The following is an 11,336-nucleotide window of genomic DNA, read 5'->3' as shown; positions in this document are numbered from 1 at the left end:
GTTTGAGCTATGGAAGATTTACGTCCGAGAATTAAGTTGATGGCTGACTACAATTGTTGGCCACTTTGGCAGTTATCCAAGGTTGAAAACATTGACCCTAAAACACTGCCAATATCCGCTACTACGCAGCGGGCATTGGTTCGTTGGGCTCAGAGTTATGACAGCACCTTAAATCGAGATGATCCGCTGCGATCTGGTTTTGAAACCCCTGAGGCTGCAACTGCATTTAACGCAGAGGGTTGGCGTTTGTGGGATTGTTTGCGGAAAGAACTACCGAGTTTTAAGGTCGTCTATTTTGATAATCATCTGGGAAAGGTTTTTGAAAAACGTCCCTCAGAAATGTCGTGATCTCGCTACCGAAGTGAACATGGCGACATTTGAATGGTTCAGATGGATTGCCACGCGGGATCAACCTTGCTGAATTTGATGCTTGGCGGGCCGAGTACTGGCGCAATCGAGCAGGAACTTGGGGGAAATAGATGACTTTCGATGAATTGGAAAACTTTATTTCTGTCAACAGTGGAAATTGCATTGAGTTTGGCACAGAAGACCAAGCGCCATCCACCGAATGGATTGAAAAGGCAGAAGTTGCGCTAGAATGTCGTCTACTTAAAAGCTTCCTATGGTTCTTAGAAAGATTTGGCGGCGGGAAAGTAAACGGCGATGAAATCTTTTTCCAATCTATCAAATACCGTTTGACGAAGCCGTTGGGGGGATGTCGTCCGTCGTACGCTAAGTGATAGGCAAAGCGGTTTGGTCGGAAAGTATGATATATCTATTTGTTATACAGATTATGGAGAAATTTTTGTTCTAGAGGCGCAGAGTCGCGAAGGAGATGACGAGTTTCCAATAATCCGAATTACTGGCGATACGAGAGACAAATATGCGGAGAACTTTGGGGATTTTAACGTCAGGTTTGTCGGCGATGCAGCTGCCTGATTTTGTCGGATATGTGCAGTTAGTGTCTTAATCTGGACGCGGCCCACGACACCGAAGTTAAATGTATTGGTAGTAAGAGATGCGGTTATTTCGACGATTCAGTAAAACAGCGGCAGCGCGGCTAAGACGCCTCAACAGAACTTCAATGATATATACGTCAACCAGTTTGGAACGGATGGCGTAGGCCAATTGGCCGGAGAGAAAGTGGTCGGAAACATTACGATATATTTGCCATGAGAATGCTTCTTGAAGTTGAAGGAAAAAGGCCTGAGCAAGTCAGAGATTTTGCGAAAGTCGAGGCGGCTCTTAGAGAACTGAACGCCTCCGGCCCACATTCATTTGCGAGTTTAACGCGCCAAGATGGCTCATATGTCCAAGTAGCCGGCGGAAAACAGAAATGCCTGATTGAAAAGCGGGATATCATTGATGGCACACATTGGCGCGCATACCTTGCCGAGCCCGCTTTTCCTTCTGATGAGATACAAGTTTTAAGTTTTGGCGGAGGTCAGATGACCCTGAAAGCCGATGAGGTCTTTTCAATCGAACATGTTGTTTTCGTATGGCGGGCGTTCTTTGAAGCAGAACCATATCCAGCTGGCATTATGTGGAGAAATGTAACGGCGATGTTCCAAAGTTCTTGATTTGACCCTCTGTCGGCTCCGCCTGCTTAACGCATGACTTGCATGTCCAACCTGATCCGTTGTTTTGCAGCTTCGCTGTCGCACCAAATTCTGATCAACAATGCCGGGGTATTTTGGCCACGCTGTTGGACGGATGACGGGTGACCAGTTTGCCGTGCACCCCCGGCGGCATTCAGGCCGAACTGGGCCACATTGGCGAAGCATCATAACACATCCGATGGTGGCATGTGACGCCGGTTGCGCGGTTGTGATACCTTCTTGAGTTCAGAGTTGCGGCACCGGTTTTGCGGCGCAATGTCTGGCATCAATTCATCGGGCGCGCTCTGGGGTCTGTGAACCATCCTCCGGTTTGCGCCTCGTACGCCAGCGCGGCGCGGAATACGGCAGGGTCGTCAAAGGTTCGACCAACGATCTGAAGACCGGTTGGCACTCCGGTCTTTGCAAACCCGCTTGGAACGGCGATAACCGGGCAATGGTGCAGCATGTTGAAATGATGCGTCAGAATCCAGCCGTATTCCGGATCAACCCGAGTGCCGTCTATTTCAAATTCAGTTCCGGTCGCGTCATGGTCAGCCGCCACAGCAGGAACAGTTGTGGTCGGGCAGATGAACAGATCGAACCGCTCCATCAGCGCACCAAAGAACTGGTACATGTCGTGCTGTGTTTCCCATGATCGCGAGACATCGTCCAACGTGGTGGTCTCAACGCTTTTTGCCGCCGCCAGAGTGTAGTCGTTCAGTTGATCCGCATGGGTTCTTGCCGCCCAGGATGCCTGTCTGAGATAGTGCATCGTGTTGTACCAATGGGTGGCGGCTTCGTCGCAAGCGCTGGTCCATGGAACATCGACGACCGTGACTTCTGCACCCAACGCGCGAAAGTGTTCCAGAGCGGCAAGAGTATTGCAGCGCACCTCTGGATCGACGGGGCGGTAACCAAGGTCCATTGAAAACGCGATTTTGACACCATCCAACCTGTCGGCCTCGCGCGGAAGGTCTACGGTTTCGCGTAGGCTGTCATGGTCGCGCGGGTGGGCGCCCGACACCACATCCTGCACTAAAGCCAGATCCCCGATCGAACGAGCCAGTGGGCCACAATGGTTGTAGCGGTCGAAATTCGCAGGAGGACCGTCGGGGTTGCGCCCGTGCGGAGGTTTGAACCCCACAACTCCACAACAGCTGGCCGGAATACGGATCGATCCACCGATATCCGTGCCGGTTGCAATCGGTGCAAAACCTGCCGCCAGCCCTGCCCCTGATCCACCCGACGATCCGCCGGTTCCATAGTCTGGGTTGAACGGGTTAACCGTATTGCCCCAGGCGCGACTGCGACACACGCCCGAAATGCAAAACTCCGGCACTGTTGTACGGGCCAGAACGATCGCACCGGCATCCTGCAGGCGTTCGATCATCGGGTCCGACATCTCGTCAGGTCGAGCATCCAGGTACAGCAGCGACCCATGCGTAGTGCGCTTGCCCTTGACACGCTGGGCGTCTTTGACCAGCACCGGGATGCCCAGCAGCGCTCCGCTGGCCGAACCATCCGCATAGGCTGCGTCAGAAACAAGGGCCTGCTCCCGCGCCTCATCAAAATAGGTGTCGGTCAGGGCATTGACCACCGGATTGACCTGCTCGATCCGAGAAATCAAAGCCTGTAACATAACACTGGGCTTCAGGAGGCCCGAGCGAAACGCCGCAAGCGCTTCGGTCGCTGACAGGTAACACAGATCGAGGTCAACGTTTGGTTTGGGCGCTGCGTTATCCATGCTCCTCACTTTGTTTTCAGGCAGCGTCGTCCAATTTTACGCCAAGGCGTGCTTGGATCTGCTGGCTGAATCCTTGCGTGATGCGGTCGGCGATCATGGCGATAATCGCCATGCCAATTCCGGCGGTCATGCCGACCCCGAAATCCCCGTCCCCAAGGCCGATATAGATCTGCTGCCCCAGATCGTCGGTGCCTACGAGCGCGGTGATCACCAGCATCGAAATGCCGAACATGATCGTCTGGTTCAGACCCAGCATGATCGACGGAACCGCCAGCGGAAGCTTTACCTGCCACAACAACTGACGGGGTGTTGTCCCGATGGCCGTCGCAGCCTCGATCACGTCATGGGGCAAGTTGCGCAGACCGTGTTCGGTGTAGCGGATAGCGGGAACGATGGCATAGACGATGATTGCCAGAAGCGCGGTGAACTCGCCTATTTTGAACACCATCACAAAGGGGATGAGGATCACGAACAGCGGCATCGTCTGCAAGGTGTCGATCACTGGCCGCACAATGCGCGACACGGTGTCGTTCTCTGACGCCCAGATGCCGATGGCGCTGCCGAACAGGAAAGACAGCAACACGCCTACTCCGCAAAGGTAGAGTGAGACGACAGAAGGCTCCCATATACCGGTCAGCAGCAGGAATGCGACCCCGGCTAGTGCCCAAAGCGCAAGGTTGCTGCCCCCCGCCTGCCAGGCCAATGCGATGATGATCGCGCAGAGCGCAACCCATGCCAGACCGGTCAGTCCCGAATACAGAACCAGAGCAAACAAGATCACCCAAAGCGCCGGCAGCAACCGCCCCTTGAAGATCATATATCCCGCTACCGCTGCTACGATCAGCGCGTAGCCGACAGTTACAGCCGGGGTCATTGCGAAGCCCCACGTAAAGGGGCTGACAGCCTGTGCCAGGCCGATTTTGATCGGCAACATCAGGTAGAACAGCGCCGCGCGCTTGATTGCCTCCAGCACTGTGCGAAACTCGACGAAGACCCACTCCAGACCTGCATTCATCGCCGGGGCCGGGTTCAGAACCCATGCCTCGGGCCAGTCCTTGAGCGGCGAAAGGACCAGAGCCAACAGCCAAACTGCACCAAACAGGACGGCGCAGGTCATCCAGCCGGAGGAGCTGCGCTGTGTCGAATTGGACTGCACCGCAAATCCCCACGTGATCCGGTCCAGCACCATTGCCATCAGCGCAATCACGATCCCGGCCAGCAGGCTTTCTCCGAATTGTGCCTTTCGCATGGTCGAAAGCACTTCCCAACCAATATCGTTGGTGCCGCCGATGATCGAGGCGATGATGACCATCGACAGTGACGCCATTGTTGTCTGGTTCACGCCCAGAAGGATTTGCCGCTGCGCGGTCGGCACCCGCACGCGCCAGAACAGTTGCGACGGGGTGGCACCGCTCATCAGGCCGGACTCGATGACCTCATCCGGGACACCGCGCAGGCCAACGATGGTGTTACGCACCATCGGCGGGAAGGCAAACAGGATCGACGCAACCAGACCGACTGTTGTACCGAAGCCGAACAGCAAAAGGATGGGCAAAAGGTAGGCAAAAGCCGGCACTGTCTGCATCAGGTCCAAAATGGGCATGATGATCCGGTGGGCCCGATCGGAATTAAATCCCCATGTTCCCAGCGCAAACCCCAAAGCAACCGCCATCGGGATCGACACGACCACAAGGGCGAACGAATTCATCGACTGGGTCCAGAACCCGAATGTGACCATGTAGAGCAGGCTGGCCACTGTGAAAATCGCCAACCCTTTGCCACCCGCGCGCAAAGCCAGAAAGACCCACAGCACAAACCATGCCGCCCATGGCACCGCGTGGAGAACTGTCTTGGCCAGCAGAATCGGCCAGTCCAACAGCCAGGAAATGGCCTTGAAGAACCACCCGAATGTTACAACGAACCACCGCATCGCTGTGTTCATCGGGTCAGTCACCGGCAGAACCAGTGCATCGGGATAGGTCACCAGCGGCCCCAGGCTTTTGGCGAAAACGACACAAACCGCCACCAGTACCGTGACCGCAAGCCAGACCACAAGCGATCTGTTCGAAGCTGAATCCATGGCGTCAGTCCTTGACCGCAGAAGCGTCCGAGACACCGCTGGCCAAAGCGGCAATCACGTTCTGGCTGGTCATATGAACCAGCGCGTTGTCGTCCCGGCGCACCGCGACGCCAGTGTCATGCGATGCCAGATAGGGCAACAGGTCGGCCACGTTGGTCGAGGCCGGAACCTCTTTGATCCCCGCAGGCGGGGTATTATCCGAAGCCACATCCCCTGCGGTCAGGATCAGCTCCCACGGGACGTCATTGGTGAACTCGCGCACATAGTCATCGACCGGGTTCAGGATCAGATCAACCGGGCGGCCGATCTGAACGACCGCGCCATCCTTCATGATCGCCATCCGGTCAGCGATGCGCAGCGCCTCGAGAAAATCATGGGTGATGAAAACGATGGACTTGTGCAGCTCTTGCTGCAATCGCAGAAATTCATCCTGCATCTGTCGCCGGATCAACGGATCCAGCGCGCTGAACGGTTCGTCTAGGAACCAGACCTCGGGTTCCACAGCCAGCGACCGGGCGATGCCGACACGCTGCTGCTGACCGCCCGAGAGTTGGCTGGGGAAACTGGCTTCCCGGCCTTCCAGACCGACAAGCGAGATCACCCGCTCGGCCCGGTCAAGGCGTTCCTTGTCGTCCAGACCCTGCAACTTCAGTGGAAAGGCCACGTTTTCCAGAACGTTCAGGTGCGGCATCAGGCCGAAGCTCTGGAACACCATCCCCATCTTGTGCCGACGAATGTCGATCAGTTCTTTCGAGGACACTTTCAGAAGGTCCTCACCATCCAGCAGGATCTCTCCGGCGGTGGGTTCGACCAGTCGGGACAGGCACCGCACGATGGTGGACTTACCCGAGCCCGACAGGCCCATGATCACGAAAATTTCGCCCGGCATGACGTCAAAGCTGACATCGGTCGAGGCGACGATGCCGCCGCCCTCGCGAATGCGTTGCGCCAGAGCCATGGCCTCATCGGGCCCCTGACCGGCGACGTCGACGTTGCTGAGATGCTGATCCGCCCCTTTGCCGTAGAGCTTCCAGACATGCTTGCAGGACAGTTTCGGGGTGGTGGTCGGGGAAGATGTGGTCATTTCGGCAGCCTTGAAAAGGGTGGAGCACACAAAAGATGCTCCACCGGAGTCAGTGGTGTTTATTGCTTTGCGGCTTCAACCCAAGGCTGCCAGACATCTTGGTTTGCGCCCATCCACTCCGCAACGACCTCTTTCACTTCGCGCCCATTCTGGTCCACTTCCAGGATAAGGGCGTTCTGCACGTCGTTGGTCATGCTCATCAGCTCGACCATCCTCATTGCATCCGGATAGCTCGAAGCGAAATCCTTGGCGACGATCTTGTCGACGGTCGCCTGCTGGAAGCCACAGGCCTCACCGCGTTTCTGGCTGGTCTCGTCACAGGTTCCGTGCGGCGTGTCCCATTCGACCCATTCAACCTCGGTATCCGCGAACACCCAATGCGGCTGCCACATCATCATCAGGATCGGCTGTTGGGCGGCCACGGCACTTTTTAGCTCGGCCAGCATCGCACCTTCCGAACCACCGGGCACCGGCTTGAATGGCAGGTCGATCAGGTCAACCAGATCGGCGGAACGGGTCCCCCAGTCCGCCGGATAGGTGATCAAGCGACCGTCGGGGAAGGTGTCCGCGGCGGCAAAAGCCTGTGCGCAGTCATAGAGCGCTTCATAGGCAGGCAGGCCCGGGCACAGATCGGCCATGTAAGGGGGATAAATCCAGCCTTCCTGCGGCTCGAGACCAAGACCACCGACAACGATGATGTCACCAGCCTCAACAGCCTTGGGGTATATATCGCCGACGTTGTTGGTCCACAGCTCGGGCTGATAATGCAGGCTGCCTTCTGCAATCGCGGCCAGCTGCGGCACGGCCCCGGCGGTAACGTATTCGACTTCGTGGCCCAGCTCTTCAAACAGCGCACCTGCGAAATGGGCGGAGATATGTTGACCGGTCCATTCGTTGACTGCGATCTTGATCGGATCGGCCAGAGCCGCGCCCTGCGTTAACATGAGCATGGCGGAAGCCAGCAAAGCGGGCCTCAGTTTCTGTGGGAATTCCATGGTTAAACCTCCGTTGGTGCGTTGGCCGTTTTCAGCCTTTGTATCCGTATCTAAAAACAGTACAGTTGCAGGTATTTTGATGCAACAGACTGTTTTTTGTCAACAGTGTTTGTTTTTTGCCTTCTCGAATGGTACTTTCATGTCCATTACGCTGAGCATGAAAGCGATCCTAACATGAGAAAGCAGTCCATCAAGAACATGCGTCGCAAGCAATTGACCGAGGCGGCGTTTGAAGTTCTCAAAGTTCATGGAATCGCCGGGACAACCTTTGACAAGGTCGCAAAAGAGGCCGGGTTATCCAAAGGCGTCGTGCAGCACTATTTCCCAGATAAAGAAGCGCTGTTTGAGGCTGTTTTGCGTGAATCAAACGCTGAAGCCCGCCGGTGTGTGACCGCGTTGTTCGCGCATAGCGACACACCGGTGGAAAGGCTATACGCAATCATTTACGGCAATTTCGCTCCGACGCTCTTTCAGCACGAAATCTGCAATGCCTGGGTTTGCCTGTGCGCGGAAGTGCCGCAAAACGCCAAGTATCTACGCATCCAGAATGTCATCCATTCCCGCATGCGCAGCAACCTGATGAGCGCGCTGCGCTATATGGTTGAGCCCACCTTGGCGGAACAGGTCGCCTTTAACCTGACAACGCTGATCGACGGGATTTGGATGCGGGCCGCGTTACAGGCTCAGCCGATGCCTTCGGCTGAAGCCCTGTCTCACATGGAATTTGCACTGAACCAATTGTTCCGCGACGCGGCAGTCGACTATGCAGATCTGCACGCCGCACGTGAAAAGATTGCGCAGGTCAGTGGTATCCTATTCAAAGTTTGAAGAAAAATAACAAAGAGGCGCGGCATTTGCACCGTTGACATTGACTTGATTTGGGCTGGTTTCCGACACGGTTTGATGCTGTTTTTCGCTTAGGCCTCGATCAGTATATTTCGGAGACAGGAATTGCCTGAAAAGTCATTTGAATCCCTGTTAGGGCGCCTTGAAGCCGCACCTGAAAACGTGACGCTTCGGTTGGCTGTGATGCGCCGTGCGATGGCGTTGAATCTGGACAGCCGCGCCTTGGAGCTGGCGTTCGACATTCAGCCTGAAGATGTGACGGTTGCCGATGACCGAACCTTGGTTTCACAGGTCTTTGTGGCCGCTGGCCTGAACGAGGACCCCTAATTTTGGAGTCAGTCCGGCGTTTCCGAGCGTTTCTATGGACCCGAGAAACAAGATCCACCTCAGGAACAAGCATCCGATGAGACAGCTGACAATGTCGTCAGCCTGCAGGTGATTGAATGGCAACCCGCAGCCGAACCCGTTGAGGATAAATAGCAAATCTCTTTCGCTGACGTCGGCGGGCTAGAAAATGTAAAGCGCGACATAGAGAGACGCATCATTACACCCTTCAAGCAGTCAGGGCTGCTGTCGCGGTTCAGGAAAAAATCCGGCGGGGGTGTACTGATGTATGGTCCACCGGGATGCGTCAAAACCATGATCGCGCGGGCAACTGCTGGGGAATGTGGCGCGCGATTTCAGGCCGTTGCGATCTCGGACATTCTTACCCTTTTTGGGGCGTGGCAGAACAACGTTTGACCTCGATCTTCGAGCAGGCGCGTAACAACACTCCGACCATCCTCTTCTTCGACGAGATCGATGCACTGGGATCGAAACGATCCGGACACACTTCGACCCATGTTTCGCAGTTGGTCAGTCATTTTCTGGCCGAGTTGGTTGGCGTCAGCCAGCGGAATGACGGTGTTCTGGTACTGGCCGCAACTAACATCCCCTAGTCGATGGATTCTGCTTTTCTGCGCCCAGGGCGGTTCGACCGGCTGTTCTTTGTGCCGCCGCCTGATACCTTGGCGCGGGACGCGATACTGCGGCTGGAACTGACCGGTCGCCCGACCGAAGCCAATATCCGTTTTGACAAGATCACCGCCGCCACAAGCGGATATTCCGGCGCGGATCTGGCACAGATCATCGAAACCGCAACTGATCTGGCGATTGATGCGACCTTGTCTCAGGGACGCGAAGTGCCGATTAGCACGAAGATGCTCGAAGCTGCAGCCGATCAGGTCAGACCCTCCACAATCGACTGGCTGACGACGGCCCGCAACCACGCCACCTATGGCAACAAAAGCGGACGTTATGATGATGTTCTGGCCGTTCTCAAATCAAACGGGCGCAGATGATGCAGTTGGACATTGCGGATAACACGCTTGCCGGAGCCAGCCCCAACAAAATAACCGCACCCTTCGTGGTCTGGATTGCCAGCTTTCTGGCGGGCCCGGTTTTCGGCGGCATCTGGCTGTTTTGCAACGCAGGTTTTCTGGGCTGCCGCGACCGGGAACAATAGCGCCGCGTGTTGCTGGCCTCGGTTCTGTTCTGCGCCCCAGCGCTGATGTTGATCGATTTCATCAAGGACAGTTTCGAAAAGGGCGGCATTGAACGTCTGGGTAATCAGGTTCTGCTGAACGTGGTTCTGGTGGTCGCAATCGTCGCATCCGGGTACTGTTTCCAGGCCCAGCGACAACTCTATCACCTGCATCAGATGTCGACAGGACGGGCACATCTGCGTCTGCCCTTTGCCTTTCTGTTCCTCATCGGATCTTGGTTTGTCACCGCCGTTCTGCTCGCCGTCTTTCCGTCACTGGGCGAGGCGATGGGTGGCTTGGCCTATTTTATGAATTGATCATGATGCTCTCCAACAGAGGCTTTCCGCTGGCCATCGCTGCTTCTGATCGGGGCGACTATACCACCGCGCTTGAGCATTTTCGCAAGGCGTTGAAGCAAGCACCGGAAAGCGCCCTGATCCACGCGCATCTTGCGGTCTATTTGTTTGGTCTGGGCAAGTATTTTGCCGCGTCCCGCGCAGTGGACACGGCCTTGTCACTAAACCCGATCCTACCTATGGCGCATGTGCTTCGATCCATGCTGGATACGGTTTTCGGCGATACAAAATCGGCGACAGCGTCCCTGAACGAAGCCCTGCGTCTGGACCCCGAAAACAAGGACGCATTAGAGCTTCGCTGCACCAGCGCATTGTTCATCCGCGACATTTCGACATTAAACAAAGTGACCAAGGCGCTTTTGTCACTGCACCCGGACAACGATCGGGCCCATTACTTTGCATCCAGGTTGGCAAGCCTGCGACTGGATGCGGCGTCGGCAGAACAGCGCGCAAGAGCGGCGCTCAGGATCGCGCCGAACAACAGCTCGAACCATATCGCCATCGGTTGGGCTTTCTGGGTCCGGAAGGACTTTGACAAAGCGCAAGAGGCCGCCCTAAGTGCACTGGCCCTGTCGCCAAACAGTCAGGATGTGCATGCTTTGTTGACCGCGATCGAGATGCATCGCAAACCTCTGACTGGCTGGTTCCACCGAATTGGGTACATTGCCGATAACGTGAATATCAAGACGGCCACGCTTTATCTCGTCCCGGCTCTGTTTCTATATATGACCGCCGGCGACATCCTGGATTTCTTTGGCCACGAGGGGATCGTGGATGGGATGCTCAGGTTCGTGATGATCGGAGCGGCTCTGCTGCTGGTGAGCAATCAGATGTATTCCAAAAAGGCCGCGAAACATCAAAAGGCTGCGACTCTCAGAAAGGACTATTGAACCTTTTCTGATGCAGCTCCAATGACGTATCGCGCCTCGCTGGATAGCGTTGTAAGACTACGCCCGAACCCGTTTTAGAAAGTTAGTGTCCAGAATTACCCAAAACCTTCGACCAGTTATGGAGGTGATCAGGTGACACGAATTACGATCACTCAGACCTGAAAACCGATGTTGTTGCGCCCAAGCAGACGGGTCTGTGTGGGTCTATGGCCCGCAAAAT

General features: G+C 55.7%; 16 protein-coding genes. 12 read left to right on the top strand and 4 right to left on the bottom strand.

Features of this window, described 5'->3' with window-relative positions; genetic code table 11:
* Window positions 1-9 precede the first annotated feature (9 nt).
* The 3 genes from AC2FEE_RS04380 (at window position 10) to AC2FEE_RS04370 (ending at window position 1,580) form a co-directional block, all read left to right on the top strand.
* Window positions 10-348, top strand: coding sequence for an immunity protein CdiI family protein (locus AC2FEE_RS04380; RefSeq protein ID WP_496863302.1), 339 nt, complete (start codon window positions 10-12; stop codon window positions 346-348).
* 131 nt (window positions 349-479) lie between these two features.
* Window positions 480-740 (top strand): hypothetical protein, encoded by a 261-nt coding sequence (locus AC2FEE_RS04375; protein WP_496863301.1) that lies wholly within the window; start codon window positions 480-482, stop codon window positions 738-740.
* 438 nt (window positions 741-1,178) lie between these two features.
* Window positions 1,179-1,580 (top strand): hypothetical protein, encoded by a 402-nt coding sequence (locus AC2FEE_RS04370; RefSeq protein ID WP_496863300.1) that lies wholly within the window; start codon window positions 1,179-1,181, stop codon window positions 1,578-1,580.
* Window positions 1,581-1,884: 304 nt separating this feature from the next.
* Here AC2FEE_RS04370 and AC2FEE_RS04365 read toward each other — a convergent pair whose 3' ends face one another.
* Genes AC2FEE_RS04365 through AC2FEE_RS04350 form a run of 4 tightly spaced genes read right to left on the bottom strand, consistent with a single transcriptional unit; the run spans window position 1,885 to window position 7,456 of the window.
* Complete coding sequence (locus AC2FEE_RS04365; protein WP_496863299.1) at window positions 1,885-3,342, bottom strand: amidase; 1,458 nt, start codon at window positions 3,340-3,342, stop codon at window positions 1,885-1,887.
* Window positions 3,343-3,358: 16 nt separating this feature from the next.
* The gene (locus AC2FEE_RS04360) at window positions 3,359-5,422 is read right to left on the bottom strand and encodes an ABC transporter permease (protein WP_496863297.1); all 2,064 of its coding nucleotides are present in this window, start codon (window positions 5,420-5,422) and stop codon (window positions 3,359-3,361) included.
* A gap of 4 nt (window positions 5,423-5,426) precedes the next feature.
* Entirely contained in the window at window positions 5,427-6,506 is a 1,080-nt protein-coding gene (locus tag AC2FEE_RS04355) for a quaternary amine ABC transporter ATP-binding protein (RefSeq protein WP_496863296.1), read from the bottom strand.
* Between the two features lie 59 nt (window positions 6,507-6,565).
* Entirely contained in the window at window positions 6,566-7,456 is an 891-nt protein-coding gene (locus AC2FEE_RS04350) for an ABC transporter substrate-binding protein (protein ID WP_496863295.1), read from the bottom strand.
* On the opposite strand from AC2FEE_RS04350, the gene AC2FEE_RS04345 reads away from it, so the two are divergent.
* From AC2FEE_RS04345 to AC2FEE_RS04305, 9 genes are all read left to right on the top strand, one after another.
* The gene (locus AC2FEE_RS04345) at window positions 7,455-7,679 is read left to right on the top strand and encodes a hypothetical protein (protein WP_496863294.1); all 225 of its coding nucleotides are present in this window, start codon (window positions 7,455-7,457) and stop codon (window positions 7,677-7,679) included. The genes AC2FEE_RS04350 and AC2FEE_RS04345 overlap by 2 nt on opposite strands.
* The gene (betI, locus tag AC2FEE_RS04340) at window positions 7,676-8,329 is read left to right on the top strand and encodes a transcriptional regulator BetI (RefSeq protein WP_496863292.1); all 654 of its coding nucleotides are present in this window, start codon (window positions 7,676-7,678) and stop codon (window positions 8,327-8,329) included. The genes AC2FEE_RS04345 and betI overlap by 4 nt, the downstream gene beginning before the upstream one ends.
* 123 nt (window positions 8,330-8,452) lie before the next feature.
* Window positions 8,453-8,674 (top strand): hypothetical protein, encoded by a 222-nt coding sequence (locus AC2FEE_RS04335; RefSeq protein WP_496863291.1) that lies wholly within the window; start codon window positions 8,453-8,455, stop codon window positions 8,672-8,674.
* Window positions 8,675-8,956: 282 nt separating this feature from the next.
* The gene (locus tag AC2FEE_RS04330) at window positions 8,957-9,088 is read left to right on the top strand and encodes an AAA family ATPase (protein WP_496863289.1); all 132 of its coding nucleotides are present in this window, start codon (window positions 8,957-8,959) and stop codon (window positions 9,086-9,088) included.
* Complete coding sequence (locus AC2FEE_RS04325) at window positions 9,070-9,285, top strand: AAA family ATPase (RefSeq protein WP_496863287.1); 216 nt, start codon at window positions 9,070-9,072, stop codon at window positions 9,283-9,285. The genes AC2FEE_RS04330 and AC2FEE_RS04325 overlap by 19 nt, the downstream gene beginning before the upstream one ends.
* 3 nt (window positions 9,286-9,288) lie before the next feature.
* Window positions 9,289-9,687 (top strand): hypothetical protein, encoded by a 399-nt coding sequence (locus tag AC2FEE_RS04320; protein ID WP_496863286.1) that lies wholly within the window; start codon window positions 9,289-9,291, stop codon window positions 9,685-9,687.
* Complete coding sequence (locus tag AC2FEE_RS04315; RefSeq protein WP_496863284.1) at window positions 9,687-9,851, top strand: hypothetical protein; 165 nt, start codon at window positions 9,687-9,689, stop codon at window positions 9,849-9,851. The genes AC2FEE_RS04320 and AC2FEE_RS04315 overlap by 1 nt, the downstream gene beginning before the upstream one ends.
* A 45-nt stretch (window positions 9,852-9,896) precedes the next feature.
* A complete protein-coding gene (locus AC2FEE_RS04310; protein WP_496863283.1) occupies window positions 9,897-10,187 on the top strand; it encodes a hypothetical protein in 291 nt (96 codons plus the stop codon).
* Window positions 10,188-10,189: 2 nt separating this feature from the next.
* Window positions 10,190-11,116 (top strand): tetratricopeptide repeat protein, encoded by a 927-nt coding sequence (locus AC2FEE_RS04305; RefSeq protein ID WP_496863282.1) that lies wholly within the window; start codon window positions 10,190-10,192, stop codon window positions 11,114-11,116.
* Window positions 11,117-11,336: the final 220 nt, after the last annotated feature.

The sequence above is a fragment of the Ruegeria sp. YTSC199 genome (assembly GCF_059609725.1).
The sequence above is the reverse complement of the archived record's forward strand: the minus strand, read 5'-3'. Positions and strand labels throughout refer to the sequence as shown.